This is a genomic window from Pseudomonas amygdali (assembly GCF_002699855.1).
GTDB classification, from domain to species: domain Bacteria; phylum Pseudomonadota; class Gammaproteobacteria; order Pseudomonadales; family Pseudomonadaceae; genus Aquipseudomonas; species Aquipseudomonas amygdali.
This window is the reverse complement of the sequence record NZ_LKBW01000046.1, coordinates 39,982-66,933: the sequence shown is the minus strand read 5'-3', so window position 1 is coordinate 66,933 and position 26,952 is coordinate 39,982. Positions and strand designations below refer to the sequence as shown.

Sequence of the window (26,952 nt, the reverse complement as noted above, 5' to 3'; positions counted from 1 at the left end):
TTCGGTAGTTTTTTCATCGCTCCATCCTCTCAAAGGTTGGAGTCTCCGAGAAACCCGGGGCGGTTCACTGATAGCGGTGTTCTCATTCAGGAGTTTGAAACGTTGCTGCAACGGCTTGGCAGCCAGGTCATCACCCGCATTCATCAGGAACGAGACAGCCAGCGCCGCGGCAAAATGCTTGAATTCCCCAACTTGCTTGGAGGTATCGCACACAGACTGGGTGTTTTTGTCGAACTCGCGTTCTCCGGAAATCGCTATCAGCGCGCCAGTCACCTTCGTGGGTTCTATCTGACCCGTGCGCCGCAACTTGCTCAGAGCTCCCAAAGAGCTGATGGGGAGGTTGGTACCGGATTACAGGTTCCACAACCTGGAAAAGCACGGTTCATTCATGATCTGTTGCGACATGTGATTTTCCCTGAGTCCGATCTCGCTGTGCTCAACAAGGAAGCACGCGAAAAGATTCTTTGGCGTCAGAGGGCAGTGTATTGCGCTGCGCTATTGTTTTTGTCTGGGTTTGGTGTGCTATGGGCGACCGGTTTCAGTGCTAACCACGACCGGCTGGAACGGCTTCGTATTCTGGGGGAGCAGTGGGCGCAACAACGTTCGTCGCTCACCGCCGAGGATGATCTACTGACAGTCCTTGATAGCCTGAACACCCTTTATCAGGCCGCTCAAGTCTTTCCGGACAACAGTGATGTCACTCTGTATGAGCGCAACGGTCTTTATCAGGGCGAGCCTGCAAATGATGTGCTTTTGCGCGCTTATCATGCCCATTTGCAGGGCCAGTTGCTGCCACGAGTGGTGCGGATGTTTGAAGCCCGCATAATGGCCAGCCTGCAGGATCGCGAGCAGTTACTGGACAACTTGCGCGCCTATCTGATGCTGGTTCAGCGTGAACACCGGATACCTTCTGCGCTGAAGGAGCGAGTGGCGACCGACTGGTCAATTCGTTATGTCGGGCATGCACAGGCTCAGCACGAGTTGAATCAGCATTTTGGGCGTTTGCTTGAACAGTCTTTTGCCTATCCGCTAAACGACGCATTAGTGGCGCAGGCTCGGCAGGTGCTGCGTAACGAATCCTTCGCCAACGTGGTTTATCGGGTATTGCGTGAAAAAGCGCGTGTACTTCCGGACTACAGCCTTGGCCACCACACCGGCCCTCAGGCAAAGCATTTGGCTGGTACAGACTATCGGATTCCCGGGCTCTATACACGCCAGGGCTACGAGCAGTATTTCGTTACCCGTGGTACAGCCGTGGTAACTGAAATCATGCGTGACAACTGGGTCCTGGGTGAAAGTGAACAGTACAACGCACATCAGTTGCGAGCATTGATGGTCGAACTGGAAAAATTGTACTTTCGTGATTACGCCGATCATTGGGCCGAAGCGATCGGTCGGGTTTCGCTGCAGCCCTTTGAAGGAGCCAGCCAGGCTGCCGTGCAACTGGCCGGGCTGACGGCAGCGCATTCGCCTTTGCTGCAGTTGCTTGTCGAGGTGCGTGACAACACACTTTTCCCGGTCCTTGCAGACAGTCTCGGTGCTATGAAAGCCGAGGCTGAAAAGATTGCTCCGGGCCCTGTGGCGCTCACCCAGGTTGCTGCGATTGGCGATACGTTGCAGCAGACAGTTACCGATAGCCTGCCCACAACGGCGAAGCAATCATTGCAGCGTCGCTTCGATCCTTTGCACCGCTTGCTGGATGACGAGAATGGTCCTGTCGCCGATCTGATTACAGCATTGAATGCCATCAATGAATTGCAGATGCAAATGGCCGCATTGGGTCGCTCCGGTCAGCCTGAACTGGCGGCCTACGAGATGGCGAAGGGACGAATGTCCGGGCAGCGAGACGCCTTGAGCAATCTGCGCAATGCCGCGGCTGTGTTACCCCAGCCTCTGGGCGGCTGGTTGAACGCGTTGGCTGAGGATACCTGGAGCTTTGTGTTGTATCAGTCTCACCATTACCTTAACCAACGCTACAAGGCAGAGCTTTACAGTTTCTATGAACAGTCTCTCGCCAAACGCTATCCGTTCCATGCGCACAGCAGCAGTGATGTGGCGCTTAATGATTTTCGCGAGTTCTTCGGCGCGCAGGGCATAGCCGAGCGCTTTTTCGATAGCTACCTGAAGCCCTTCGTCAGTGGCGATCCTGGCCGTTATCGACTGCGCACGATTGACGGCTACAGTCTGCCGATGAGTCGTGCCTATCTGGATCAGATGGCGGGTGTTTATAAAATCCGCAGTAGCTTCTTTGCTCACCGCACGCAGGAACCGCAGGTGCAATTCACTCTTGAACCTCACACCCTCGACCCTGCTGTACGCCGCGCCGAGTTCCGCCTGGGTGATCAGTCACTTGAGTATCGTCACGGCCCCATCGTACCGATGCAATTCAGGTGGCCCGCTGATACTGAGGATGGACGTACAAGTCTGGTGATGGAAGGCATGGTCGGCCGGCCGCTGGGCATCGAAAAGAATAGCGGCCCATGGTCGTTGTTCCGCCTCTTTGACCTGATGCAGACCGAGCCCCTGAAGGGTCGTGATGTTCTTGTGCTCAAGGCCGATGTCGGTGGCATGCGTGCGAACTATCTGTTGTCGAGCCAGCGTGCGCCAAATCCGTTCGATATGAGTGTATTACGTGATTTTCGTATGCCTGCTCAGCTTTGATGACATTCGAACGGGAACTTGACCTGTCAGTCAACCAACTGCACCAGCCTCGGCTCCATCGAATCCACGCCCACCTGAAGTAGCGCCAGCGTCACCGGCAACTTGAAACGCCGCCGCCCGGCGCTGCCCGGGTTCAGATACAGCGTGTCGCCGCGCCAATCGATAAGGGGTTTATGTGAATGGCCGGTAACGACCAGTTTCACGCTGTCATCCAGTAGCGCTGGAACGTCAGCGATGTCGTGGACCAGCAAGGTTTGCCAGCCTTCGATGTCGAAGCGCAGGTGATCGGCGATGTTTTTTGCCCACTCGGCGTCCTGGTCGTTGTTGCCGCCCACGATATGCAGCGGGGCGATGGCGCTGAGTTGCTCGACGATGTCCTGGCTGCCGATGTCACCGGCATGGATGATGGCTTCGCAGCCCTCAAGCGCCGTAATGGCTTCAGGACGAAGCAGTCCGTGGGTGTCGGAAATCACGCCAACTTTCATCAGGGGCCTCGGGTCAGGAGCGGGTAGGGAGGCAGTGTAACCCTTTGAGTTCGAATGGTTGATGGGGGACTGTAGCGTGCGACGCTCAGGAAGTACCCGCGCGTCGCAACCTCAAGAGCGTGTCAGGCCTGACCAACCTTGATCACCACCTTGCCAAACGCGCCTCTGGCCAAATGCTCGTATGCCTCGCGAGCTTGCTCAAACGGGTAGACGTGATCGATTACCGGACGAATCTTGTGCTCGTTGAGAAAGGCGTTCATCCGGTCAAACGACGAGCGAGGTGCTACGGCGATACCGCGAAAGGTAGTCTGGCGGAAGATCATCGGCATCAGGTTCAGCGCCGAAGTCTGGCCGGTCAGAAAACCGATCTGCGCGATGCGCCCGCCCGCTTTGGTGGCCGCAATCGACTGATTGATGCCGTCGCCACCGGCTACGTCCAGTAACAGGTCCACACCCTTGCCGTCAGTGAGTCTCAGTACTTCGTCTGCCCACTCGGGATGGGTTCGATAGTTCACTCCGGCGACAGCGCCCAGCTTCTTCACCGCTTGCAGATTATCGTCCTTGCTGGAAGTCGCGATGACCTTGGCACCCAGGGCTGTCGCGATCTGCACAGCGAAGATCGATACGCCGCCTGAGCCCTGTACAAGGACAGTTTGCCCGGCTTCTATCTGACCGAAGTCAACCAGTGCGTACCAGGCCGTGAGTGCGGCAATCGGCAATGTGGCGGCTTCTTCATCCGAGATGGCATCCGGTGCACGTACGGCACTGTCTTCATGGATGATCATGTATTCAGCAAGGCCACCCGGCAACGGCGAACCGAAGCAATAATCCGGTTCGTCCGGGCCTGGTGGGCCGTCGATCCAGCGCGAGTAGAGGTGCGAGTTCACGCGATCGCCTACTGAAAAGCGACTGACGCCTTCGCCTACCGCCACGACAGTACCGGCTGCATCGCTGACCGGAATCAATGGCTTGGGTACGCGATGCGGTTCGTAGATACCGTCGACGATGGCCTTGTCGCGAAAGTTGAGGGATACCGCACCGACTTTCACCAGCAGTTCACCTGCTTTGGGAACCGGCGTTTCAGCTTCTCCGAGCACCAGATTGTCGAGCCCGAAATCTTTTAACAGCCACGCTTTCATTCAATGTCTCCAGCAATCATGTTTGGGCTCACAGAGGCGGTTGCCTTGTGGGCGCTGAAGTCATTGTTGGTAAAACGCTGGTGCAGATAAATGGGCGCAAATCGACAGGATTGTTATCCTGCCAGGCAACAATGGCTCGGTATTTGTTCAGAGGGATTCGTCGGTGGACCTTTTACAGTCAATGCAGGTGTTCGCGAAACTTGCCGAGCTGGGCAGTTTTACTAAAGTGGCGGAGGCCACGCAGATAGGGCGTCCCCATGTGACCCGGATCATTCAGGACCTTGAAGCGTCGCTGGATGTCCGGCTGTTTCAACGTACGACCCGCAGCGTAAAACTCACTGCGGAAGGTCAGCGTTTTTACGAGCGCGTGAAGAACAATCTGGCTGATTTTGCCGAAACCACCTCCATGTTCGACCGAAACGGCTCGACCCTGCGGGGGCGGCTTCGGATTGATATCCCGGCAGCGTTCAGCCAGCGTAGTTTCATGGAGAGCCTGAAAGGGTTTACCCAGGCATTCCCCGAAATCGAGCTGGCGCTGGGAGTAACGGACCGCACGGTGGACCTGGTCGCAGAAGGCATCGACTGCGCGCTGCGCATCGGGGAGCTGCCCGATTCAAATCTGGTGGTCAGGGAAATAGGCAGGGCCACGATGGTCACCTGCGCTGCGCCGTCCTACCTGCAAGCCTTCGGCACGCCGGAAACGCTGGACGAGCTGGCAGGTCATTGCGGGGTCAGCTTTCTGTCTGGTCAGAGCAATCGGCCGTTACCCTGGCATTTCTCGTTGAATGGCGACGACTTTCCTGTTCCGCCGCGTGGTGGCATTACTGTCAACGAGTCGAACGCTTATGTGCAGTGCGGCCTTGCAGGGTTCGGTATTCTTCAGGCTCCGGGCATTACCGTTGAGTCGTTTCTGGCCAGCGGAGAGTTGGTCGAAGTGCTTGAAGCGTTTCGCCCATTGCCGCGCCCGGTTTCTGTGCTGTACCCGAGCCGTACACACCTTGCGCCGCAGGTGCAGGCATTCGTCACCTGGCTGAAAGAGCATTTTCCGAAACTTCATCCTCGTTGGTTTGAAGTTCGCTAAATACGTGTAGCAGAGTAGAGAAGCGCCTCCTTGCAAAGGCGCTCTTGGCCACGCGGGATTAATTACGCTCAAGCGCCAACACCAGCCGCTCCAGCCCGATGCCAAACCCGGCACCTTCCCTGTAGGCTCCGCCGCCGACCACCTGCTGCTGTGCACCCAGGCGTGAGCAGCGTACCTCGAAGCCGTTGCCGTTCAGGTAGTAACTCAGGCCGCGTTTGACGGCGGTATTGAGTTCATAGTCCAGACCCAGCGAGTCCAGAAAGCCTGTGCAGATGGCCTGGCTGCGTTGCAAGGCTTGCTGCGGTGACGGGCCGAGAATTTCCAGCCCCAACTGGGTGAACTCACGGTAGCGTCCGGCTTGCGGTCGCTCGTAGCGATAACAACGTGCGACATAGAAAAACACTGCTTCGCGTCGCCCGTTGAGCAGGGCTTCACTGCGCTCCTGGAACAGGGCCGTTGCTTCCGGGATCAGGCAACAGGCGCGTCCGGCCTTGTCGTTGAATGCCCACATCTGGCTGATGATCTCGCTGCCGCCGGCTTTTTCGATAAAAGTGTCCTGACCCCATAACGCGGGGACTATCGCTTCTTCAGCACCCGCTTCGATGAAGATAGCTCCGGAAACGGCTTTCTGTCTCACGCAGGGTTGCGGCTTCTGTTCCGGTCACGATGCGGGTTCCGCGTAGCATGGTCATGGTGGTGATCTCCGTTGTTTTCAGGTGGTTGTTTTCAAAGTAATAGGCAATAAAAAAGGCGCCGTGGGCGCCTTGGTTTGTTTCACTGATGGGTCAGAACGTGGATCTATGTCTGGCCAATCGATGAGAGCAAGCAACCGCGGCACCTGAGGTGGGGCCGTGAGGGTGATGTCGGTTACTTTTAAGAAATTGATTCATGGCTGATCCTTGCATGCTTTCGGCTATCGCTCAAGCGGTAGCTTCAGGAGCACCGCTCACCTCAGCCGCGCCATGCTCAAGGCATCGACGAATACGCCATCGCGCACGGCGTAGTTGCGCAGGCGTCCTTCCAGTTCAAAACCGTACTTGCGATAAAGGCCTTTTGCTGCCTCATTGTCGGCAAACACGGTCAGTTCTACCCGGTGCAGGTTCATCCAGTTGTCTGCGATGTCCAGCGCTGCCGCCAGCAGTTTCGAGCCGATGCCTTTGCCGTGCCAGGCCGACGCGACGCCCATGCCTATAGCGCCGACATGGCTTTGTCGGCTGCGCGAATATTGTTCCAGGCCGAGGCTGCCGATCACTTCGCCGCCACTCAGCGCGACCAGCTTCACATGTCGCTCTGTGCTGGCTGCCAGGCGTTTGCGCCACACTTCGATGGATTGATAAGGCATTTGCAGCACCTGACGACAGACTGCAGGCTCGTTGTAGAGCGCAGTAACGCCTTCAAGGTGGGTTTCGGCCATGCGCTGAATGAGGATTTGCGGGGCAGGGGCGTGCACGTTGATTCATTCCTTGAACGGTCAGTGGCTGGCCAGTGTAAGGCGCAGGCAAGGTGTGCGGCCAGTCGGCTCAATAAGAGGTTGTGCAGATTTTTCCATAAGTGTACCGTTGTGTTCACTTATGAAGAGGGTCGCATCATGTTAGCCACTTCGCTAGTTCAGCTGTCCCAGGAACCCATCAAGCCAGGTATTGGTACGCGTATTTTCAACAGCAAGCAGGAGCTGCTGTCGGGTCAATTCGCCGGGGAAATCCGGGAACTGTTGGAGCAGCGAGGTGTGCTGGTGTTTCCGCAGATTAATTTTTCCGATGCAGAGCAGATCGCTTTCACCCGTACGCTGGGCACTTTCTGTCCGGAAGCCAGTGATGGCCAGAACATCACCAAGATCAGCCTTGATGTCAAAGAGAACCTGGCAGGCGCTGAGTTTTTAAAGGGCTCGCTCTACTGGCATATCGACGGTACGAGCAGCGATGTGCCCATTCTGGCGTCGTTGCTGTCTTGCAAGGTGCCCGCCAGTTGGGGAGGCAATACCGGTTTCTGTAATGAGGCGTTATCGAGCGCTGATAAACAACGTTACGAACGCTTACGAGTAATTCACGCGCCATGGGCATCGTTACTCTATTACAATCCCGAGCCTGGCCTTGCGATGCTCAAGGCCATGCAGGCTATCGGCGAGAAGGAGTTGCCGCTGGTCTGGAGGCACCGGTCCGGTCGCAAGTCGCTGATTCTGGGATGCACTGCGCAGCAGGTCGTTGGCAGCAGCCTGGCGCAAAGCGCGCAGATTCTGGTCGGCCTTCGCGAGTGGGCTACAGCCGAGGCGTTCAGTTATAGCCATGCGTGGCAGGCAGGTGATCTGGTGATATGGGACAACGCCGGCACCATGCACCGTGCGGAAGCTTACGACCCCGCGTGCGGGCGAATGATGCCCTGCACCAAGTTGCAGGGCGAAGAGCCTTTCGAGTGATCTGCCGGGCGCGACACACGGGTGACGCCGTGGCTGTTATATCGAGTTGCTCATTGTGAGCTGAATCGTTTTGCCGGATTGGAGAAACGAGAATGTGCAGACCTAAAGAGCCCATCGCGGGCGTATTTCTACTGTTGGTTCTGGCGGCCGGAGGCTGGGTGGCTCAGGAGCCATTTCCTCATTTCGGGATTGATCTGCCTGCCGAGGCGTTATTGGACGGCGAGCGCCCGGTCAAACCTGTGTCGCCTCGACACCGAACGCAATTTGATGAAAGCCAGTTCAGTAGCGCCATGCTTGAACTCGTGCCCATGTACGCGACCGTAGAGTAAACCGTAGGCTGTGTACGAAAAGTCGGCCAGCGTGGCCACTTTTTGTACAGAGCCTGTTTGAAGCGTTCAAGCAGCCCGTTTGCCCAGCAACTTCAGGCGTTTCAGCCAGCCATCTTTCTTGCCGGTCGTCTGGACCTGAACGATTTCCGGCATGTCGCGCAACTTCACCCAGATATCCCCGCGCCATTGCAGCGTACTCAGGGTTGTGCCCTGCCACTGCATTTGGCAGTGAGTGGGGCCGTCGTTGTTGATATCAACGGGGCGGGCGCTCAGTGCGGGCAGCACGTCTTGCGTTAGCCAGCGTCGCAGGGCGCGGTTTTCCGGGATGTAATGGTGAATCAACAGGGCGAATACCGCAGACTCGCTGATCAGCAGGCATTTTTGCCATTCGCCGTGGGTCAACAACCATGCGGTGCGGCGCTGATCGGCGTCGAGCTTGCGGGTGTTGCGCTCGTCCAGACGCTTGCCCATCAGGCGGGCGATGTCCTCCAGCGGGAACCAGGCTTCTGCGTGCATGACAACAGCACGCAACATGCGACGGTGGCGCAGGAAGAGGGTGGGTTCGTGGTTCTCGGTGCAGGGAAGAAGGGGGAATGGGAGATCCATCGCGGCAAAGCTCCTGTCATGAAAATGAGCCGCCTGCACATCACTGGACGAAATGGGTGGCGGCTGTGCGAAGGTTAGCGAACCGGCACCTCACAACGCCGGCAGACCCTGGAGTCTCCGACGCACAGCCGCCATAACAGTTGCTTCAAATGCACTGAGGCTGGAAGCATACATAAGCTAGCTGTGAGGTATTCGGATCGCTAAATCCGGCCGCTGATTTTGCAGCGACGGCGCACCTTAAATCCTCGATACAGCCGGCGCAAGCAACTGAAGTCTTCTCGGAAACTTCACACAGGGCGAAGAGATTTTTCAGTCGAGCGACTTCATCCTTTCCTGCAAAATCAACGCTTCGTCCGCATGAAACGTGTTTTTCACTCGCATCAAGCGGCAGCTACATCAGTCTGTTTCGCTGATGTTGGCGAAGAAAATACAGCCGATCAATCTGGCAAACAGAGTCAGTGTTTCCGCCAGATCGGGGTCGTCAAACAACGTCACGTCGGAGTCGAGCGCACATAGCGCGCCGTACAACTGTCCGTTCGGAAGATGGACCGGCACGCCTGCATAACTCTCGATGGCGTAGCGCTTTACCACCGGCCGGTTCGCGTAGCGGCCGTTTTTGCTGATCTGCGGTACGAACAACGCTTCGGGGTTGACGCAAAACTCACTGCACAGCGTGGTCTCCAGTTTGAACACGTCCCCATCGTCGATGCCCAGGTCAGTCGGGTCGTATACAGAACAGGCGATCCAGTCCGCGTCGGTGAACTTTGCGATACCGGCAAAGCGCATGCCTGTCAGTCGGGTGACCAGCCTTAAAATGTTGGTCGTTGCCTCTATATTCGGCAATCGCAGAACGTTCCTCTGTGGTCAGGCCGTCTCGAGAAGCTGTCAACTCCAGACTCATGCAATTCTCCGAAATACTCGATGTGTAGGTACAGCGGCCCATGCTAACCGACTGGCGTGAAAGGCCATACGGGTTATTCGACGAGTCGATTTTTATTTTCGAGCATGAATTTTGACGTCAACTTTTAAAGTTTGAAGCTGCCCCGCCGACAACTGCGGGTTGTATCAATGGCAAGGACAAGCCGCTTATAACCCCCACAATGACCAGACAAGAGCAATTTACGGTGAACGCTATGCTGAACAATATTTCTGTAAGGTCCAAGCTTGTGCTCGGGTTTGCCTTGGTCATTGTGCTGACCGTGCTGATTGCACTCACAGGCTGGACGGGGATCAGTTCGCTGAGCGAACGAAGCGAGAGGATTGCCGATATCGGCAAGCTGAGCACGCTGACCCGTGATGTCCGTATAGCCCGCCTGGCTTATGCGCTCAACTACGATGCCGAGCGCGCCAGCAACTGGCTGAAAGCTATCGATAGTCTCGAAAATCATGTGAAGTATGCGCAGAAAGTTTTCGACTCTCCGCTGAACACCCCGCTGGTAAATGCTTCTGCTGAAGCGATGAAGGATTATCGTGTCCACTACGATAATCTGATGCAGGCCACTGCCGCCCGCGAGGCGACCCGGTCAGTGTTTGGCCAGTACGCTGACGCAGCCGCTGACGATTTGCAAAAACTGAACGCCATTGCCCGATCAGATGACGGCAGCGCCTCGCAGCGTGACGACATTATTCAGGCGATGACGTTGTTTCAGAAAATGCGCTTCGACTTGCGTGGTTACACCTATTCCCTGAAAACCGAGAACCGGGCACCGGCTGAAACGTCGATGAACACGGTTATTAATTTTGTTAAAAATCTGAAAGGCTTCGATAGCCAGTCAGCGACGATCAAGCACCTTGTGGACGCTCTGCTCGGCTATCAGAACACGTTGAATCAGTTCACTGCGGCGCAGGACAAGATCGATCAGGCACAGGCAGGGATCAATAAAACTATCGCCATTCTGTTTGATTCTGCCGACAAGCTGTCAGCCAATCAGGTCAGTCTGAGAATAGAAGACGTGGGCGAGGCCAAGACCCTTCTGTCTGTCTGGCTGATTGCAGCGTTGATCATGAGCGCTTTGGCGGCCTGGGTTATCACTCGTCTTATCGTCGGCCCGTTGCTTGACACACTGAAGCTGGCCGAGCGTGTAGCGGATGGCGATTTGACGTACAACCAGCCGGTCACGCGCAAGGATGAACTGGGCTTGTTGCAAGGCAGCATGCTGCGCATGACCAGCAACCTGCGCGAGCTGATTGGCGGCCTGCGCGATGGTGTGACACAAATCGCCAGCGCAGCCGAACAGTTGTCGGCTGTCACTGAGCAGACCAGTGCCGGGGTGAACAGTCAGAAGAGCGAAACGGATCAGGTTGCCACTGCAATGCACGAAATGTCTGCGACTGTTCAGGAGGTCGCACGCAACGCAGAGCAGGCTTCCCATGCGGCGGTTAATGCTTCGAAGGAAGCCCGCGATGGCGAAGGTGTGGTTTCCAAGGCGGTTGCCCAGATCGAGAAGCTCGCGACTGAAGTCAAACACTCCAAATCTGCAATGGACGAACTCAAGAGCGAAAGCAACAAGATTGGCGGCGTGCTGGACGTGATCAAGGCCGTTGCCGAGCAAACCAATCTGTTGGCGCTCAATGCGGCCATTGAAGCGGCGCGTGCAGGTGAAGCCGGACGAGGCTTCGCGGTGGTGGCTGACGAAGTAAGAAGCCTGGCCCAGCGCACGCAGACATCGACGGAAGAAATTGCTGCGTTGATCAGTGGCCTGCACAGCCGTACATCGCAAGTGGCTACGATTCTCGACAACAGCCAGGCCCTGACTGAAAACAGTGTCGAGCTGACACGCAACGCTGGCGTTTCCATCAATAACATGACTCAGGCGATCTCGACCATCGAGACGATGAACCACCAGATTGCCGCTGCTGCCGAAGAGCAGAGTGCGGTTGCCGAAGAGATTAACCGCAGCGTTCTGAACGTGCGCGACATTTCCGAGCAAACGGCGTCCGCCAGTGAAGAGACTGCGGCGTCCAGCGTCGAGCTGGCGCGCCTGGGTGTGCATCTGCAGAGCATGGTCAGCCGATTCAAGGTCTGACCGGCAAACTCCGGTGCGGCAGCAACGCGCGCACCGGCGTCGGTTGGATGACATTTGGGCGGTAAGTGCTTACCGCCCCCAGAGCCCCATCGCGTACTCTACAAAACTTCTCACTTTAGGCAGCCGATAACGATCCTGCACATACAGCAGGTTCATCGGTCGTCTGGGTAAGTGATAGCCCGGCAGCAGCGCAACCAGCCGGCCTTCCTGCAAGTCTCGCTGAACCAGCGCATCCGGTAGCATCACTACACCCATTCCAGCACACGCAGCCTGATAAAGACCGGCAGAGGTGTTGGCAACCATCGAGCCGTCGACATCCACCAGCACTTCACCTTCAGGGCCGGTCATACGCCATTGGGTGCCAGCCGTGCGCCACTCGTCTCCTGCCGGGTAGGAGAACGCCAGGCAATTGTGCGCACCAAGGTCTTCGGGGTGCGCAGGCGTTCCATGACGAGCCAGATAACTCGGCGCAGCGCAGATGGTCAGGGTGTAGTCCTGCATGGGGCGCGCAATCAGTGGCGAGGATTGCGGGATGTTCCCCAAGCGTATGGCGATATCGAAACCATTGTCGATCATGTCCAGACGCTGGTTGGTAAGCACCAGATCAAGTTTGACCTCGGGAAAACGTAGCGAGAACCCGGCAAGGGCCGGGGCCAGCACTTCCGAACCGAACGTCAGCGGCGCGGTGATGCGCAATGTGCCGCTGGGATCGCCCTGGGCCTGCTCGGCCAATTGCTCGGACTCGGCCACCAGCCCCAGCACTTCAAGGCAACGCTCGTAATACGCCGTGCCGAATTCCGTCAAGCGCTGACGGCGAGTGGTGCGCTGCAACAGGCTGACGCCCAGGCGCTGTTTCAGTGCGCGCAGGTGGTTGCCAACCATCGTGGTAGAAATCGAACACGCCTGCGCTGCCGCCGTCAGGCTGCCTGCTTCGACCACCTTTACGTACACACGCATCGCCTGAAACAAATCCATTATCAAGCCCTGCTTTAAAATGATTGAAGTATTTGACTGTTTATCCATAAGGAGTGGTTAACGATACTGCAAAAACCGAAACATACCCAAGGAGCTTCACGTCATGACCACTGCCTGCCTGATGAGCACTTACCAACCTCTGGCCCTGAGCTTCACCCGTGGCCTGGGCACGCGTCTGTGGGACCAGAGCGGGCGCCAATACCTGGATGCTGTGGCGGGCGTGGCGGTGACCAATGTCGGCCATTCGCATCCGCTGCTGGTAGAGGCCATTCGGGATCAGGCGGGGTTGCTGTTGCACACTTCCAATCTTTACAGCATTGACTGGCAGCAGCGTCTGGCGCAGAAACTGACCGGTTTGTCGGGGCTGGATCGGGTGTTTTTCAATAACTCCGGTGCCGAGGCCAACGAGACTGCGCTGAAGCTGGCGCGCCTGCACGGCTGGCACAAGTACATCGAACGGCCTTTGGTGGTGGTCATGGAAAACGCCTTTCACGGCCGCACGCTGGGCACACTGTCGGCCAGCGACGGACCGGCTGTGCGCCTGGGCTTCAGCACCTTGCCGGGGGGTTACGTCAAAGTACCCTTTGGCGATCTGGCGGCGTTCGACAAGGTCTGCGTGACTCACGGGCACCGCATTGCCGCAGTACTGGTGGAGCCGATTCAAGGCGAAGGCGGCGCGCAGGTTGCGCCAACCGGGTATCTCAAGGCGCTGAGGGAGCGCTGCACGCGGCGTGACTGGCTGTTGATGCTCGACGAAATCCAGACCGGCATGGGGCGGACCGGCAAGTGGTTTGCCTTTCAGCACGAGGGCATCGTGCCGGACGTCATGACCCTGGCCAAGGGTTTGGGCAACGGTGTGCCGATAGGTGCCTGTCTGGCAAGGGGCAGGGCGGCGCAATTGTTCACCCCCGGCAGCCACGGCAGCACCTTCGGTGGTAATCCGCTGGCCTGTCGGGTCGGCTGCACGGTGATCGACATCATCGAACAGCAGGCCTTGGTGGAGAACGCCGCCCTGCAAGGCAGCCGCTTGCTGGAGCGGCTGCGCAACGTGCTTGGCGCTCACCCGCAGGTGCTGGAGATTCGTGGCCTCGGGCTGATGATCGGTATCGAATTGCGGCAGGCCATACCCGAGTTTACCCGGATCGCGGCCGAGGACTACGGCCTGTTGATCAACGTCACGCGCGGTAAGGTCATCCGTCTTCTGCCGCCATTGGTGCTGAACGCTGCCGAGGTGGAACAGATCGTTCAAGGCCTGCTGGCGAGCCTCGACAGCGCCCTTTACAAATCGCTTGAGCGCTCTGCCTGAAGCAAGGGATTAAGGAAAAGGACTACATCGGGCTGTACCGGGATGACCCATATGCGGTAGAACAGTTCAGCATCGCGTATGTCTGCGCGCGATGGCTACCCAATGGATTTGAAAGGAGCCCACCATGTTAATCCGGTCCCTGACCCTCGCCACCCTGCTTGTCGCTGCCGGTACAGCACTTGCCGCTGACAGCGATGGCCCTTTGGCCCAGGAGCGCGGCAAGTCGCGCCCGCTGATCATCATCGCACCCAGCCCGGCTGATCCGGCGCTGAGCCACCTGAAGGATGCGCTGAAGGAGTCTGCCAATCATAAAGACTTCACAGAGCGCAATATGGTGCTGTTCACGGTGGTGAACACTATCGGCGAGCGTGACGGCAAGAGCATGGACCCCCAGTCGACCATGGCCTTGATTCGTGAATTGAAGCTGGGCGCGGGTGTCGGTACCAAGGTCATTCTGGTGGGCAAGGACGGCGAGAAAAAGATCGACAAGACTATCGGCAAGTCAGAATCGGTAGACCTTAAGGAGATCTTCGCCACCATCGACCAGATGCCAATGCGCGAGAAAGAGGCATCCGCGCCACCACCAGAACCAGAGGCCAAGCCTGCACCGGCCGAAAAACCCGCCAAACCAGTCAAGGGCGGGGCACCTGGCAAGACGCTGGATGACTGAGTGACCGGCGCAGCGTGGGGTAATCGCGCGCTGCGCCTGGCGTGCCGTTCGGCTCACTCGCCGCGAATGTACTGCTCAAGCTGCTGAATGAGACTGGCCTGTTCGGCAATGGCTTCCTTCACCAGGTCGCCGATCGACAGCAGGCCCAGCAGCTGACCGTCTTCCACGACCGGCAGATGGCGCAGATGGCTGTCGGTCATGATCCCCATGCACGCTTCGACGCTCTGTTGCGAGTCGACGGTAATGACTTTGTTGCTCATGATTTCTCTGACCGGCGTGCCCACCGAGGAGCGCCCCTTGAGGATCACCTTGCGTGCATAGTCGCGCTCACTGACGACGCCGACCACCACGTTGCCCTCGACCACCGGCAGCGCACCGATGTTCTTTTCCGCCATCAGCCTGAGCGCATCGAGCACCATTTGGTCCGGGCCGATGGTATGCACTTGCTGGTTTTGCAGGTCTTTCAATTTCAGTAGTTGGGCGACGGTTTTCATGGTGCTCTCCGTGATCGGGACCTGTAAGACTGTAGTGCATTTTCAGGCGCACTACAGAATCGTGCAGCGCGCAGAATCGAGCAACAAATAAATAGGGATAAAGGGCATAGACGCAATTAATTGACAGCGCCTGAAAATGGCCTGAATTCGACTGTCGACCGCGCGCTTGACCTCACAGCCAAGTAGAATCAACGGTTTCGCCATGCGGTCGAGGTAGCAGCGTTGGATTTACAGCAGGGCTTCATCCTGAGTCGGCACTGGCAAGATACGCCCGCCGGGGCCGAGGTCGACTTCTGGTTGGCTACCGATCAGGGTCCTCGCCATATTCGCCTGCCTTGCCAGCCCTCTGTCGCCTTTATTCCTGCCGAGCAGGGCGAGCGTGCGCGGTCGCTGTTGCGTACCGAGCGCGGGGTGGAATTGCGTCCGCTGGAACTTTGCGATTTTCGTCATCGACCTGTGCTCGGTGTGTATTGCCAGCAGCACCGCCAGTTGATGAACATCGAAAAACTGCTGCGTAGAGGCAATGTCGATGTTTACGAGGCAGACATTCGCCCGCCTGAGCGCTATCTGATGGAGCGCTTCATCACCGCGCCAGTGCAATTCAGTGGTACGCCGGATGCCGAGGGCGTGCTTTGCGACGCGCAAATCAGGCCGGCACCCGATTACCGTCCCAGCCTGAAGCTGGCGTCGCTCGATATCGAAACCACGGCACGTGGCGAGCTGTATTCGATCGCGCTGGAGGGCTGTGGTCAGCGCCAGGTGTACATGTTGGGGCCACCCAATGGCGGCGACGAGGAGCTGAATTTTCAGCTCGATTATTGCGATACCCGCGCGCAGTTGCTGGAGTGCCTGAATGGCTGGCTGGCGTTGCACGATCCTGACGCAATCATCGGCTGGAACGTCGTGCAGTTCGACCTGCGGGTTTTGCATGAACATGCCCAGCGCCTGCAAGTGCCATTGCGGCTCGGGCGTGGCGGTGAAGCAATGGGCTGGCGGGAGCATGGCAGCCGTAACAATCATTTTTTTGCTGAGGTGAGCGGGCGGCTGATCATCGACGGGATCGAGGCCTTGCGTTCCGCGACCTGGAGCTTTCCGTCGTTCAGTCTCGAGAATGTCGCGCAGACCCTGCTGGGCGAGGGCAAGGCCATTGATACGCCTTACCAGCGCATGGACGAAATCAACCGCATGTTCGCCGAGGACAAGCCTGCGCTGGCGCGTTACAACATCAAGGATTGCGAGCTGGTGACGCGCATTTTCGCCAAGACCCAGTTGCTGACCTTTCTGCTTGAACGAGCCACCGTAACGGGCCTGCCCGCTGACCGCAGCGGTGGTTCGGTGGCCGCGTTCTGCCATCTGTACATTCCGCTGATGCACCGCCAGGGCTTCGTCGCGCCCAATCTGGGCGAGCGCATGCCGGAGGCAAGCCCCGGTGGTTTTGTGATGGATTCCCAGCCGGGGCTCTATGAGTCGGTGCTGGTGCTGGACTACAAGAGCCTTTATCCGTCGATCATTCGAACCTTTCTCATCGACCCGGTGGGGTTGATCGAAGGCATGCGTCATCCCGAGGACAGCGCGTCGGTGCCAGGCTTTCGCGGCGCGCGCTTTTCTCGCACCCGTCATAGCCTGCCAGCGATCGTGGAACGTGTGTGGCAAGGTCGGGAGACCGCCAAGCGCGAGCACAATGCGCCGTTGTCCCAGGCCCTGAAAATCATCATGAATGCCTTCTACGGCGTGCTGGGGTCAAGTGGCTGCCGGTTCTTCGATCCGCGGCTGGCCTCATCGATCACCTTGCGCGGGCATGAAATCATGCTCAAGACCCGCGACCTCATCCAGGCACAGGGCTATACCGTAATCTACGGCGATACCGACTCGACGTTTGTCTGGCTGGGCCGTCCTCACGGGCAGGAAGAAGCGGCAAGCATCGGCAAGACGCTGGTGCAACAGGTCAACCAGTGGTGGCGCGAGCACCTGCACAATGAATATGGCTTGCATAGCGCGCTGGAGCTGCAATACGAAACGCATTTTCGCCGCTTCCTGATGCCAACCGTGCGCGGCGCGGAGGAGGGCAGCAAGAAACGCTACGCCGGACTGGTCACTCGCGCTGACGGTTCCGAGGAGATGGTCTACAAGGGCCTGGAAACCGTGCGCACCGACTGGTCGCCGCTGGCTCAGCAGTTTCAGCAGGAGCTATACCTGCGCATCTTCAAGCGCCAGCCGTATCAGGATTATGTTCGTGACTACGTGCAGCGCACCCTGTCAGGCGAGCTGGATGACCTGTTGATCTACCGCAAGCGCTTGCGCCGCAAGCTCGATGATTATCAGCGCAACGTGCCGCCCCACGTGCGCGCCGCGAGGCTCGCCGATGAATACAACGATCAGCAGGGTCGTCCGCGTCAATACCAGAGCGGCGGCTGGATCAGCTACGTGATGACCACTGCCGGACCGGAACCTCTGGAGATTCGTCACGCGCCGATTGACTACGACCATTACGTGACTCGCCAGTTACAACCACTGGCTGATGCGATCCTGCCGTTTGTCGACGATGATTTCAGCACGCTGATCGGCGGGCAATTAGGGTTGTTCTAACGCGCGCCGAGCTGCTCGGCGATCCACGGCAGTACCTGCTCGCATGATGCTTCGATCTTCATTTCAAGCAATTCGTCCGCGCGGGTCTTGCCGTGGTTGATGGCGATGACCGGTTTGCCCTGTTCGACCATTGCCTTGCACAGGCGGAACGCCGACCAGGCCATCAATGACGTGCCAACCACCAGCAAGCCTTCCGCCTGTTCGACACTCGACGTTGCCTTGGCAGCGGTCTGCGGCGCGACGTTCTCACCAAAGAACACAACGTCCGGCTTGAGTCTGTCGCCCTCGCAATGCGGGCAGCGGGGCACCTTGAAACCGGTCTCGAAAGCCGGATCCAGCAGGGTATCGCCATCGGGTGCCTGTTTGGCATCGACGCCTAGCAGATAGGGGTTTTGCTCCAGCATCTGCTCTTGAATATCCGCCCGCTCGCTGCGTTGCTGACAATCCAGGCACAGTACACGGTGCAGGCTGCCGTGCAGCTCGATGACGTCCTGGCTTCCGGCCTGACTGTGCAGTGCATCAACGTTCTGGGTGATCAGTCCGCTGATGGCATTTTCAACCTGCAATGCAGCCAGTGCCCGATGCGCGGCATTGGCCTGCGCCGCGCGAATACGCGGCCAGCCCAGCATCGCCCGCGCCCAGTAACGTTGGCGCGCAGCGGGGTTGCCGACAAACTCCTGATACATCATCGGCTGTTTGCCACGCCGGACGCCGTCCTTGTCGCGGTAGTCCGGAATGCCGGACGCGGTGCTGATACCTGCGCCGGTGACGACCAGAAAGGACTTGCCGGTCATTGTCTCGCAAAGTGTTTCGAGCTGACTGTAGGTTGTAGTGTCCAGCATCTTCAAACCTCGAATGACTCATGTTATCCGGACCTGTGTCTGCCAGATTAGCAGGCGAGTGCGAGCTGTGAGGGGCCAAGGCGAGCGTTGGTTCAATAGACCGTTGTCTACCCGGTGGCGTGCGTGGCAACCTTGGTTCTTTAACACCTTGCCAAGGAAGCTCAGATGCGCTCGTTTCATTTCAAACAACTGGATGTGTTCAGCGATCAGCCTTTGCTCGGTAATCCGCTGGCGGTGGTGCTGGGCGCGGACGGGCTGAGTGATGAACAGATGGCCGCCTTTGCACGCTGGACCAACCTGAGTGAAACCACGTTTCTGCTCAAACCGACAGACCCGCGTGCCGACTATCGTGTGCGTATCTTCACCACACTTGAAGAGCTGCCTTTCGCTGGGCATCCCACCTTGGGCAGCTGTCACGCCTGGCTCGAAAGCGGTGGCGCGGCGCAGGGTGAGGAAATTATCCAGGAGTGCGGGATCGGTCTGGTGCGCATTCGTCGCGAGGGCAGCGGGCTGGCATTCACTGCGCCGCCTTTGTTGCGTTCGGGCGAGGTAGACCCTGAATTGATCGAGCAGATCCGCATCGGTATGAAGCTGGGTGCGGGTGAGATTCTGGATGCGCGCTGGGTGGATAACGGCCCGGGTTGGGTCGCCTTCAGGCTGGCAGATCGCGCCAGTGTTCTGAGCTTGCAGCCGGATTACACACTATTGAGCGGCCTGATACTCGGCGTCGTTGCGCCATGGGACCCGGCAGTCGATGGGGATGAGGCGCAATTTGAAGTGCGTGCCTTTATCCCGGGCGACGGTATGGCGGAAGACCCGGTGACCGGCAGCCTCAATGCCGGAATCGCTCGCTGGTTTCTGGAAGAGGGGCTGGCACCGGACAATTACATCGTCAGCCAAGGCACCGTGCTCGGCCGCAAGGGGCGAGTCTCTATTCAGCGTGTAGGTGAGGATATCTGGGTGGGCGGCTCGACGGTTACCTGCATTGAAGGGCGCGTTTCGCTTTAGGCGCTTGTCGTCATAGACAACACCTAGAGCACGGAATACCGGGTAACAAGAGCCCGAGAGCGAAAGACTCAATCCCTGTGCGCAATCTTTTTGCCACGTCTGGCGGCGATATCGCTGGCCTGGCCGTCGCGTTGTTTGCCAGTCCGGGCCTGGGTGATGAGCGCTGGAATCAAAGGGCCTTCGGGCAGATTCTTCCAGAAGCGCGAAGGGAAGTGGCCCTCCATGACTTTGGGGTTCAGGCGTGCAGGATTGAAGATGTGGCTGTAATAGGTGAGCCACAACTCGCCATGCGGGTCTTCGACCTGCCGAGCCATGGTCTGCCACGTTTCAGGGCAGCGGCGCTCGTGGATCAACTGTTTGCCGTCGTAATACACGCCGTCCTGAGGGGTAGCGATCATCCAGCGGTGCTGGCCCATGCGGCCGATGAAATGCTCACTGGCACTGAGCAGAATATCGTGCGCCGGCTCATGCCAGGCCACGTACTGCGGGCGCATGATGGCCGCGTCATCAGCGACAGGCGGCAAGGCGACAAAACGTAGAAACGCGTGCAGATGATGCGCCTCACGTCTGACCGACTTGAGACGACGGTGCAGCTCGCTGCCGAGTTTGTCGCCGGCCATCATGGCCGTGCGATCACCGTGGGTGACGCGCCACAGCACTTCGTACAACAGGCTCCAGCGCTGATCGCCCCGGTAGCGCGAGGCGCTTTCCAGCAGTTGCACCAATTTCAGCGGAACCCGGCCCTGAAAGGGGCCCTGTTCCTGCGGGTATTCTTCTTCGCTGCCAAACAGGTCGGCGGCGTCCGGTGACTTCCAGCTGACCTGGCTGGGGTCGATCTCATGGCTCAGCAGCCAGCGTGCCTGTTGCCGCCAGGTGCCGAACAGGTCGTCGCAGTCCAGACAGATCATCCCCACAGCCCCATTTGCTGAGGCTGCGGCCGGTCACGCAACTGGTGATGCAGAAATTCGCTGGTGGTTTCCGCATGCGGCGGGTGGTAATCGCTGGTAATGATAAACGGCTTGGCCTTGGCCAGTATGCAGCGCATGCGGGTGAGGTCTTCGTAGCGGATACGCCGCTGCCCGCGCAGCTCGACCAGCCGCTGGGTGGTACGAATGCCGATGCCTGGCACCCGGGCAATCAGCGCCGCGTCGGCCTTGTTCAGGTCCAGCGGAAACACCTGCCGGTTGCCCAGCGCCCAGGCCAGCTTGGGGTCAATGTCCAGCGCCAGGTCACCGGGGCCGCTGAGCAATTCACCTGCAGTAAAACCGTAGCCGCGCAAAAGGAAGTCGGCCTGATACAGCCGGTGCTCGCGCATCAGCGGCGGTGCAGCCAGTGGCACACTGTTGGGGCTGTTGGGGATTGGGCTGAACGCTGAATAGTAGACCCGGCGCAGTTTGAAGTTGCTGTACAGCGACTGCGCGCTGTGCAGGATGGTGCTGTCGTCGGTAGCGTCGGCACCGACGATCATTTGCGTGCTTTGCCCGGCCGGGGCAAAGCGCGGCGATCGCGGCTCGTTGCGCACGGTTTGCTCGCCGGTGTAAATGGTTTGCATGGCCTGTTTGATCGACGCGACGTCTTTTTCCGGTGCAAGGGTTTGCAGGCTCAGGTCGGTCGGCAGCTCGATATTGACGCTGAGGCGGTCGGCATAGCGACCGGCTTTTTCGATCAGCGCCGGATCGGCGTCGGGGATGGTCTTGAGGTGGATATAACCGCGAAACTCGTGCACCTCGCGCAACAACCGGGCGACCTCGACCAGTTGCTCCATGGTGTAGTCCGCAGAGCGAATGATCCCGGAACTCAAAAACAGCCCGCTGACGCAATTGCGACGATAGAAGTCCAGCGTCAAGGTGACCACTTCTTCGGGCGTGAAGCGCGCACGGGGCACGTCGCTGGAGCGGCGGTTGACGCAGTACTGGCAGTCGTAAAAGCAGAAATTGGTCAACAGGATTTTCAGCAGCGACACGCAACGGCCATCCGGCGTATAGCTATGGCAGATGCCCATGCCGTTGGTGGAACCCAGACCGGATTTGTCCTGCGAGCTGCGCTTGGGTGCTCCACTGCTGGCGCACGACGCATCGTACTTGGCGGCGTCCGCCAGAATGCTGAGCTTGTCGATAAGCTGCATGAAGTACCCCTTTACTGTTTGTATGTACAGTATAGGGTCGGGTGCAGCTCGACAAGTACCGTACAGCGGGCCTGTACGTATCGCTATGGGTTAACGATTTTCAGCGAGAGTGAAGTCTTGTCTGGACGGGCGCACTCAATGATGAATGTTATTTAATAACATTTGCGCGATCGGTATGTAATACTGTAACAAATAGTTGCAGGTTACTTTCGCGTGAAAACTCCTTTTGCCTCGATAGCAGGCTCCGTGCTGGCCCAATCGGCCTGGAAGCGGGTCCTGTTTTCTCTTGCGGTGCTGATATTGCTCTGGCTGGCCATCGGCTGGTCGGTGGCCATTCCATGAGTGCAGCCATTGCTCTGGAAAACCTTACTGTGGCCTATGAGCGCCGCCCGGCGGTGCACCACATCAGCGGGCGGTTCGAGGCGGGCAGCCTGACGGCCATCGTCGGGCCGAACGGGGCGGGTAAATCGACCTTGATCAAGGCCATCGCCGGCACCATGAAGCCTGCGCAGGGGCGCGTTGACCGTGGCCGCCTGGCGACCCGCACGATCGGCTACCTGCCCCAGGCCGCAGAAATCGATCGCAGTTTTCCGCTGAGCGTCGCCGATACCGTTTCGATGGGGGCCTGGCACAGCATCGGGCCGTTTCGCAGCCTGACACGCAATCATGCGCGATTAACCGGGGAAGCGCTGAGCACGGTCGGCCTGGAGGGTTTTGAAGGGCGCAGCGTCGGTTCGTTGTCGTCCGGCCAGTTCCAGCGGGTGCTGTTTGCCCGATTGCTGCTGCAGGATGCTTCTGTGATTCTGCTCGACGAGCCATTTACCGCCATCGACGCACGCACCACCCGTGATCTGCTGGAGCTGGTGCGCGCCTGGCATGGGCAGGGGCGCACAGTGATCGCGGTCCTGCACGATATCGAACAGGTTCGTCAGCACTTTCCGCAAACCCTGCTGATGGCCCGTGAAGCCATTGCCTGGGGCGAAACCTCGCAAGTGCTCAGCGCCGCCAACCTGCGCAAGGCGCGCAACATGGCCGAGTACTGGAGCCCAGACGCCTTGCTGTGCGATAGCGAGGACGAGCGCTCATGATGCTCTATAGCCTGGTCGTCGAGCCCTTTATCGAATTCGGCTTCATGCGCCGCGCGCTGGTGGCATGTCTGGCACTGGGGATTGGTTCCGGGCCGGTGGGCGTGCTGTTGATGCTGCGCCGTATGAGTCTGGTGGGCGATGCCATGAGCCATGCGGTGCTTCCCGGCGCGGCGGTGGGCTTCATGGTCGCCGGTCTGTCGTTGCCCGCGATGGGCTTCGGCGGGCTGATCGCCGGGCTGGCAGTGGCTTTGCTGTCAGGGCTGGTGAGCCGACTGACCTCGCTGCGTGAAGACGCCAGTTTTGCCAGCTTTTACCTGACCTCTCTGGCGGCCGGGGTGCTGATCGTTTCGCTGCATGGCTCCAGTGTCGACCTGCTGCATGTGCTGTTCGGCACCATTCTGGCCATTGATGACACGGCTATCTATATGGTCGGCAGCATTGCTTCCTTCACGCTGATTCTGTTGGCGGTGATCTATCGCCCACTGGTGTTGGAATGCTTCGATCCGGGCTTCCTGCGTGCGGTCGGCGGGCGCGGCTCGCTGTACCACGTGTTGTTTCTGTTGCTGGTGGTGCTGAACCTGGTCGCAGGTTTTCAGGCGCTGGGCACCTTGATGGCCGTGGGCATGATGATGCTGCCGGCAACCGCGGCACGTTTCTGGACCAACTCGCTGAGTGGCCTGATGGTGATTTCGACACTGCTGGCGACCTTGTCAGGCCTGATCGGCCTGATCGTTTCCTACCACCTTGGCGTCGCCTCGGGCCCGGCCATCGTGCTTACCGCCAGTGCGTTCTACGGTCTTTCCCTGTTGTTCGGGCGCACGGGAATCGTGCGCCGACTGTTTCCCAAACCTCACCTGGCTAACTGAAAAGGTACGTCATGAAACGATTGATGGTATTGAGTTCCATAGCTGCACTGGCGCTGTCTGCGTTCGCCAGTCTGGCCCAGGCCAAACCGCTGGAAGCCGTTGCGTCGTTCACGGTCATCGCGGACATGGTCAGTACGGTCGGCGGCGACCGTGTTCACGTAAAGTCCCTGATCGGCCCGAACGGCGACCCGCATGTCTACGAGCCAACGCCAAGTGATGCTCAGGCATTGAAAAATGCCGACCTGGCGTTTGTCAGTGGCCTGCATCTGGAAGGCTGGATGGATCGTCTCATCAAAGCGTCGGGCTACAAGGGCAAGCCGGTAGTGCTCTCTGAAGGGATCAAGACCCGCAGCATGGACGAAGATGGCAAGCGTATTGTCGACCCGCACGCCTGGAACAGCGCCGCCAACGGGGTGATTTATGTGCGTAACATTATCGCCGCGCTGAAGAAAGCCGACCCGGAAGGAGCAAGCGAGTATCAAGCCAATGGCGATCGCTACATCGTCGAGCTGCAACAACTGGACATTTACGCCCGCGATCAGATTCATTCGATTCCGGCCGCCAAGCGCAAGATCCTCACTTCTCATGATGCGTTCGGCTACTTTGGAGATGCTTATGGCGTGACTTTCCTGTCACCGTTGGGCTTGTCTACCGAATCGGAAGCGTCGGCAGCTGATGTCTCGAAACTGATTCGTCAGATCAAGGCCGAGCATGTCAGTGCCTACTTCTTCGAAAACTCCAGCGACCCGCGTCTGGTCAAGCAGATTGCCGAAGCCAGTGGTGCCCAGCCAGGCGGTGAGCTGTATGTCGAAGCCTTGTCGCCAGCCGACGGCCCTGCGTCAACCTACGCGAAGATGTTCCGTTACAACGTCGATACCTTGACTGCGGCAATGAAGCGCAATCAGTAACCTCGAGAGTCGCCAGCCCCTGGGTTTCAGGGGCTGGGCGACTTCAACGTCCCTAGTTATTGAGAAACTTGAACACGGTGGTCTGGGTGTAGGCTTTGCCTGGGTCCAGTCGTGTGCTGGGGAATTTCGGCTGATTGGGCGCATCAGGATAGTGCTGGGTCTCCAGGGTAAAGGCACCCCAGTGCGGGTAGACCTTGCCCGCCTTGCCATGAATGCTGCCATCCAGGAAGTTGCCGGTATACAGCTGTACGCCTGGCTCTGTGGTGAACAGCTGCAGCCTGCGGCCTGATTGCGGGTCGCTGACCTCGGCGGCCAGTTTCTTCACATCACCCTTAGTGTCGAGTACCCAGTTGAAATCAAAACCGCCTTGTTTGGGTTCGGCATATTTCAACTGCTGGTGATCATCCTTTATGTGCTTGCCGAACGCGGTGGGCTTGAGGAAGTCCATCGGCGTGCCAGCGACGGCAGGCAGTTCGCCGGTCGGGATCAGCTTGTCGTTGACCGGTGTGTAGTGCGAAGCGTGCAGGGTGGCGACCTGTTTGAGTACATCACCACTGCCTGCACCCGCCAGGTTGAAATAGCTGTGGTTGGTCAGGTTCAGCACTGTCGGCTTGTCAGTGGTGGCGCGGTAGTCAATCTTCAGCTCGTTTTTCTCATTCAGGCTGTAAGTGACTTCAGTTTTCAATGTGCCCGGAAAGCCCATCTCGCCATCCGGCGACACGTAGGTCAGCTTCACGCCGACCGAATCACCGGTCTTGGTTTCTTCTGCCTTCCAGAGTCGTTTGTCAAAACCCTGAGTGCCGCCGTGCAGGGCATTGGTCTTGTCGTTGAGCGGGACCTGGTAGGTCTTGCCATCCAGGCTGAACTTTCCGCCTGCCAGGCGGTTGCCGAATCGGCCGATGGTCGCGCCGAAATAAACCGTGCCGTTGTCTTGGTAGCCCTGAACATCGTCGAAGCCCAGGACGATATCCTCGACCTTTCCGGCCTTGTCAGGCACCAGCAGCGATTGCAGCGTCGCGCCGTAGGTGATGATGCTGGCCTGCACGCCGTGACTGTTGCGCAGGGTGAATTTCTCGACGGCAGTGCCGTCGGGCAGTTGGCCGAAAGTGCTGTGCTCGCTGGAGAGTGCCGCGGCCTGTGCAGTCAAGGTGCTGATCATCAAGGACAGTCCAAGGGTGCTGAGGAGAGCATGTGTTTTCATCTGATCTGCCTGCTTTTATTGTTATTGGTAAGACTATTTGATCGGATTAAAGCCGATGCATGGATTTATAGCCTATAAAATGCCACTTGAAAAATAAATTGTAATACTATTTAGTAGTGCCAGCTTCACTGAAGCCGGTCGATCCGCTGGATGCCTGCGAAACAGGTCGACTGGGCACGCAGGTTGGACAAGACTGCGACGCAAACATCCAAAAAGTGCCTTTACAACAATAACAAAGGACATTTTTCATGAACTGGCTGCCCGTTTCCGAGCACCGTTTCAAGCTTGCCGAGGGCTCCTTCTGGGATGCCGCAGAGCAGGCCTTGTACTGGGTCGACATTGCCGGTTTTCTGGCTTGTCGGCTGGTTGCCGGGGAGTATCGCCAATGGCGCATGCCCGAGCCGGTGTCTGCGTTTATACCGACCGAGCAGGGCGACGCACTGGTGACTCTGGCCAGCGGCGTGTATCGCCTGGACCTCACATCCGAAAAAACTTCACTGGCGTTGTTTTGCGTCGCAGACCCGACCCCTGGCAATCGCGCCAATGAGGCCCGTTGTGACGCGCGTGGCCGCCTGTGGCTGGGCAGCATGCAAAACAATATCGATGCCGAAGGCGAAGACGTACCTTTGGTCCGTCGTTCGGGCGGGCTGTTCCGGGTTGAATCCGACGCCCGCGTGACGCGTTTGCTGGACGGGCAGGGCATCGTCAATACCCTGCTGTGGAATATCGACGGCAGCGTGCTGTACAGCGCCGATACGCTGGACGAAGTGATCTACCAATACCCTGTGCAGGAAGATGGCTCGCTGGGACCACGTCAGGTATGGGCGGCCGAGCAGGGCCAGGGTTCGCCCGACGGCTCGGCAATGGATGCCGAAGGTTATGTATGGAACGCGCGCTGGGGAGGCAGTTGCCTGATCCGCTTTGCCCCCGACGGCAGTGTCGACCGGGTCATCGAGCTGCCCGTCAGCCATCCCACCAGTTGTGTGTTCGGTGGTCCTGACCTTGAGACACTGTATGTCACCAGTGCAGCGCCTGCCGATGCTCATGGACGGTTCGATGGCGCGGTGCTGATGGCGCATGTCGGCGTCAAAGGAACGCTGTGTCAGCGCTTCAGCGGTTGAAAAAATGCCGCGCCGTCGCCTT

At 58.4% G+C, this 26,952-nt stretch carries 25 protein-coding genes and 2 pseudogenes; 15 read left to right on the top strand and 12 right to left on the bottom strand.

Going from position 1 to position 26,952, the window contains the following annotated elements:
• On the top strand, positions 1-2,661 hold a 2,661-nt coding region (tssM, locus tag AO277_RS05470; RefSeq protein WP_257214190.1), incomplete at its 5' end, for a type VI secretion system membrane subunit TssM.
• Positions 2,662-2,687: 26 nt separating this feature from the next.
• Here tssM and AO277_RS05465 read toward each other — a convergent pair.
• Both AO277_RS05465 and AO277_RS05460 read right to left on the bottom strand, forming a co-directional pair.
• Positions 2,688-3,146 carry a metallophosphoesterase family protein gene (locus tag AO277_RS05465; RefSeq protein ID WP_044317884.1) on the bottom strand — a complete coding sequence of 153 codons (459 nt, stop codon included), beginning with the start codon at positions 3,144-3,146 and terminating at the stop codon, positions 2,688-2,690.
• 122 nt (positions 3,147-3,268) lie between these two features.
• Positions 3,269-4,285 carry a zinc-dependent alcohol dehydrogenase family protein gene (locus AO277_RS05460; protein WP_044317885.1) on the bottom strand — a complete coding sequence of 339 codons (1,017 nt, stop codon included), beginning with the start codon at positions 4,283-4,285 and terminating at the stop codon, positions 3,269-3,271.
• Positions 4,286-4,466: 181 nt separating this feature from the next.
• Here AO277_RS05460 and AO277_RS05455 point away from each other — a divergent pair, with 181 nt between their 5' ends.
• A complete protein-coding gene (locus AO277_RS05455) occupies positions 4,467-5,366 on the top strand; it encodes a LysR family transcriptional regulator (protein ID WP_044317886.1) in 900 nt (299 codons plus the stop codon).
• 58 nt (positions 5,367-5,424) lie between these two features.
• On the opposite strand, the gene AO277_RS05450 is transcribed toward AO277_RS05455, so the two are convergent.
• Both AO277_RS05450 and AO277_RS05445 read right to left on the bottom strand, forming a co-directional pair.
• On the bottom strand, positions 5,425-6,003 hold the full coding sequence (locus tag AO277_RS05450) for an ATP phosphoribosyltransferase regulatory subunit (RefSeq protein WP_044317887.1): 579 nt from the start codon (positions 6,001-6,003) through the stop codon (positions 5,425-5,427).
• 309 nt (positions 6,004-6,312) lie between these two features.
• The gene (locus AO277_RS05445) at positions 6,313-6,816 is read right to left on the bottom strand and encodes a GNAT family N-acetyltransferase (RefSeq protein WP_044317888.1); all 504 of its coding nucleotides are present in this window, start codon (positions 6,814-6,816) and stop codon (positions 6,313-6,315) included.
• A 138-nt stretch (positions 6,817-6,954) separates the two neighbouring features.
• Here AO277_RS05445 and AO277_RS05440 point away from each other — a divergent pair, with 138 nt between their 5' ends.
• Both AO277_RS05440 and AO277_RS05435 read left to right on the top strand, forming a co-directional pair.
• Positions 6,955-7,779: a TauD/TfdA dioxygenase family protein gene (locus tag AO277_RS05440; protein ID WP_044317910.1), complete on the top strand. Its 825-nt coding sequence runs from the start codon at positions 6,955-6,957 to the stop codon at positions 7,777-7,779.
• Between the two features lie 92 nt (positions 7,780-7,871).
• Positions 7,872-8,108, top strand: coding sequence for a hypothetical protein (locus tag AO277_RS05435; protein ID WP_004661480.1), 237 nt, complete (start codon positions 7,872-7,874; stop codon positions 8,106-8,108).
• A 66-nt stretch (positions 8,109-8,174) separates the two neighbouring features.
• On the opposite strand, the gene AO277_RS05430 is transcribed toward AO277_RS05435, so the two are convergent.
• A complete protein-coding gene (locus AO277_RS05430) occupies positions 8,175-8,714 on the bottom strand; it encodes a BRO-N domain-containing protein (protein ID WP_002553539.1) in 540 nt (179 codons plus the stop codon).
• A 396-nt stretch (positions 8,715-9,110) separates the two neighbouring features.
• Positions 9,111-9,615: pseudogene (locus AO277_RS05425) on the bottom strand (GAF domain-containing protein).
• Between the two features lie 199 nt (positions 9,616-9,814).
• Between AO277_RS05425 and AO277_RS29580 the strand changes: the two are divergent.
• Positions 9,815-10,885, top strand: a pseudogene (locus AO277_RS29580) (methyl-accepting chemotaxis protein); the annotation flags it as partial.
• The gene (locus AO277_RS29575) at positions 10,868-11,740 is read left to right on the top strand and encodes a methyl-accepting chemotaxis protein (protein WP_369812059.1); all 873 of its coding nucleotides are present in this window, start codon (positions 10,868-10,870) and stop codon (positions 11,738-11,740) included. The pseudogene AO277_RS29580 and the gene AO277_RS29575, both read left to right, overlap by 18 nt.
• 69 nt (positions 11,741-11,809) lie before the next feature.
• Here the strand turns inward: AO277_RS29575 and AO277_RS05415 are convergent, their stop codons facing one another.
• Positions 11,810-12,715 carry a LysR substrate-binding domain-containing protein gene (locus AO277_RS05415; protein WP_044317889.1) on the bottom strand — a complete coding sequence of 302 codons (906 nt, stop codon included), beginning with the start codon at positions 12,713-12,715 and terminating at the stop codon, positions 11,810-11,812.
• Positions 12,716-12,818: 103 nt separating this feature from the next.
• Here AO277_RS05415 and AO277_RS05410 point away from each other — a divergent pair, with 103 nt between their 5' ends.
• The gene (locus AO277_RS05410) at positions 12,819-14,021 is read left to right on the top strand and encodes an aspartate aminotransferase family protein (RefSeq protein WP_044317890.1); all 1,203 of its coding nucleotides are present in this window, start codon (positions 12,819-12,821) and stop codon (positions 14,019-14,021) included.
• A 124-nt stretch (positions 14,022-14,145) separates the two neighbouring features.
• A complete protein-coding gene (locus tag AO277_RS05405) occupies positions 14,146-14,691 on the top strand; it encodes a DUF4174 domain-containing protein (protein WP_005733079.1) in 546 nt (181 codons plus the stop codon).
• Between the two features lie 53 nt (positions 14,692-14,744).
• Here the strand turns inward: AO277_RS05405 and AO277_RS05400 are convergent, their stop codons facing one another.
• The gene (locus tag AO277_RS05400; RefSeq protein ID WP_002553546.1) at positions 14,745-15,185 is read right to left on the bottom strand and encodes a CBS domain-containing protein; all 441 of its coding nucleotides are present in this window, start codon (positions 15,183-15,185) and stop codon (positions 14,745-14,747) included.
• 222 nt (positions 15,186-15,407) lie between these two features.
• Here AO277_RS05400 and AO277_RS05395 point away from each other — a divergent pair, with 222 nt between their 5' ends.
• The gene (locus AO277_RS05395) at positions 15,408-17,771 is read left to right on the top strand and encodes a DNA polymerase II (protein ID WP_044317891.1); all 2,364 of its coding nucleotides are present in this window, start codon (positions 15,408-15,410) and stop codon (positions 17,769-17,771) included.
• Here AO277_RS05395 and AO277_RS05390 read toward each other — a convergent pair.
• The gene (locus AO277_RS05390) at positions 17,768-18,613 is read right to left on the bottom strand and encodes an NAD-dependent protein deacetylase (RefSeq protein ID WP_044317892.1); all 846 of its coding nucleotides are present in this window, start codon (positions 18,611-18,613) and stop codon (positions 17,768-17,770) included. The genes AO277_RS05395 and AO277_RS05390 overlap by 4 nt on opposite strands.
• 165 nt (positions 18,614-18,778) lie before the next feature.
• Between AO277_RS05390 and AO277_RS05385 the strand changes: the two genes are divergently transcribed.
• Entirely contained in the window at positions 18,779-19,621 is an 843-nt protein-coding gene (locus tag AO277_RS05385; RefSeq protein ID WP_044317893.1) for a PhzF family phenazine biosynthesis protein, read from the top strand.
• A 68-nt stretch (positions 19,622-19,689) separates the two neighbouring features.
• Here the strand turns inward: AO277_RS05385 and AO277_RS05380 are convergent, their stop codons facing one another.
• Entirely contained in the window at positions 19,690-20,529 is an 840-nt protein-coding gene (locus AO277_RS05380; protein WP_044317894.1) for a TIGR03915 family putative DNA repair protein, read from the bottom strand.
• Positions 20,526-21,746: a putative DNA modification/repair radical SAM protein gene (locus AO277_RS05375; protein WP_044317895.1), complete on the bottom strand. Its 1,221-nt coding sequence runs from the start codon at positions 21,744-21,746 to the stop codon at positions 20,526-20,528. Before AO277_RS05375 ends, AO277_RS05380 begins: the two co-directional genes overlap by 4 nt.
• A 213-nt stretch (positions 21,747-21,959) precedes the next feature.
• Here AO277_RS05375 and AO277_RS28940 point away from each other — a divergent pair, with 213 nt between their 5' ends.
• The 4 genes from AO277_RS28940 to AO277_RS05360 are packed head-to-tail and all read left to right on the top strand — an operon-like array spanning position 21,960 to position 24,608.
• Complete coding sequence (locus tag AO277_RS28940; RefSeq protein WP_002553552.1) at positions 21,960-22,088, top strand: hypothetical protein; 129 nt, start codon at positions 21,960-21,962, stop codon at positions 22,086-22,088.
• Positions 22,085-22,834 carry a zinc ABC transporter ATP-binding protein AztA gene (gene aztA / locus AO277_RS05370; protein WP_005733071.1) on the top strand — a complete coding sequence of 250 codons (750 nt, stop codon included), beginning with the start codon at positions 22,085-22,087 and terminating at the stop codon, positions 22,832-22,834. Before AO277_RS28940 ends, aztA begins: the two co-directional genes overlap by 4 nt.
• Positions 22,831-23,700 carry a metal ABC transporter permease gene (locus tag AO277_RS05365; RefSeq protein WP_002553554.1) on the top strand — a complete coding sequence of 290 codons (870 nt, stop codon included), beginning with the start codon at positions 22,831-22,833 and terminating at the stop codon, positions 23,698-23,700. The genes aztA and AO277_RS05365 overlap by 4 nt, the downstream gene beginning before the upstream one ends.
• A gap of 11 nt (positions 23,701-23,711) precedes the next feature.
• On the top strand, positions 23,712-24,608 hold the full coding sequence (locus AO277_RS05360; protein WP_011168621.1) for a metal ABC transporter substrate-binding protein: 897 nt from the start codon (positions 23,712-23,714) through the stop codon (positions 24,606-24,608).
• A 52-nt stretch (positions 24,609-24,660) separates the two neighbouring features.
• Here the strand turns inward: AO277_RS05360 and AO277_RS05355 are convergent, their stop codons facing one another.
• The gene (locus AO277_RS05355) at positions 24,661-25,809 is read right to left on the bottom strand and encodes an aldose epimerase family protein (RefSeq protein ID WP_044317896.1); all 1,149 of its coding nucleotides are present in this window, start codon (positions 25,807-25,809) and stop codon (positions 24,661-24,663) included.
• 248 nt (positions 25,810-26,057) lie between these two features.
• On the opposite strand from AO277_RS05355, the gene AO277_RS05350 reads away from it, so the two are divergent.
• A complete protein-coding gene (locus tag AO277_RS05350; RefSeq protein ID WP_044317897.1) occupies positions 26,058-26,930 on the top strand; it encodes an SMP-30/gluconolactonase/LRE family protein in 873 nt (290 codons plus the stop codon).
• Positions 26,931-26,952: the final 22 nt, after the last annotated feature.

Coding starts and splice junctions, on each gene's coding strand:
- AO277_RS05465 (WP_044317884.1), bottom strand. CDS start 3,146: ATGAAAGTTGGCGTGATTTCCGACACCCACGGACTGCTTCGTCCTGAA.
- AO277_RS05460 (WP_044317885.1), bottom strand. CDS start 4,285: ATGAAAGCGTGGCTGTTAAAAGATTTCGGGCTCGACAATCTGGTGCTC.
- AO277_RS05455 (WP_044317886.1), top strand. CDS start 4,467: ATGCAGGTGTTCGCGAAACTTGCCGAGCTGGGCAGTTTTACTAAAGTG.
- AO277_RS05440 (WP_044317910.1), top strand. CDS start 6,955: ATGTTAGCCACTTCGCTAGTTCAGCTGTCCCAGGAACCCATCAAGCCA.
- AO277_RS05435 (WP_004661480.1), top strand. CDS start 7,872: ATGTGCAGACCTAAAGAGCCCATCGCGGGCGTATTTCTACTGTTGGTT.
- AO277_RS05430 (WP_002553539.1), bottom strand. CDS start 8,714: ATGGATCTCCCATTCCCCCTTCTTCCCTGCACCGAGAACCACGAACCC.
- AO277_RS29575 (WP_369812059.1), top strand. CDS start 10,868: ATGCTGCGCATGACCAGCAACCTGCGCGAGCTGATTGGCGGCCTGCGC.
- AO277_RS05415 (WP_044317889.1), bottom strand. CDS start 12,715: ATGGATTTGTTTCAGGCGATGCGTGTGTACGTAAAGGTGGTCGAAGCA.
- AO277_RS05410 (WP_044317890.1), top strand. CDS start 12,819: ATGACCACTGCCTGCCTGATGAGCACTTACCAACCTCTGGCCCTGAGC.
- AO277_RS05405 (WP_005733079.1), top strand. CDS start 14,146: ATGTTAATCCGGTCCCTGACCCTCGCCACCCTGCTTGTCGCTGCCGGT.
- AO277_RS05400 (WP_002553546.1), bottom strand. CDS start 15,185: ATGAAAACCGTCGCCCAACTACTGAAATTGAAAGACCTGCAAAACCAG.
- AO277_RS05390 (WP_044317892.1), bottom strand. CDS start 18,613: ATGCTGGACACTACAACCTACAGTCAGCTCGAAACACTTTGCGAGACA.
- AO277_RS05385 (WP_044317893.1), top strand. CDS start 18,779: ATGCGCTCGTTTCATTTCAAACAACTGGATGTGTTCAGCGATCAGCCT.
- AO277_RS05380 (WP_044317894.1), bottom strand. CDS start 20,529: ATGATCTGTCTGGACTGCGACGACCTGTTCGGCACCTGGCGGCAACAG.
- AO277_RS05375 (WP_044317895.1), bottom strand. CDS start 21,746: ATGCAGCTTATCGACAAGCTCAGCATTCTGGCGGACGCCGCCAAGTAC.
- aztA (WP_005733071.1), top strand. CDS start 22,085: ATGAGTGCAGCCATTGCTCTGGAAAACCTTACTGTGGCCTATGAGCGC.
- AO277_RS05365 (WP_002553554.1), top strand. CDS start 22,831: ATGATGCTCTATAGCCTGGTCGTCGAGCCCTTTATCGAATTCGGCTTC.
- AO277_RS05360 (WP_011168621.1), top strand. CDS start 23,712: ATGAAACGATTGATGGTATTGAGTTCCATAGCTGCACTGGCGCTGTCT.
- AO277_RS05355 (WP_044317896.1), bottom strand. CDS start 25,809: ATGAAAACACATGCTCTCCTCAGCACCCTTGGACTGTCCTTGATGATC.
- AO277_RS05350 (WP_044317897.1), top strand. CDS start 26,058: ATGAACTGGCTGCCCGTTTCCGAGCACCGTTTCAAGCTTGCCGAGGGC.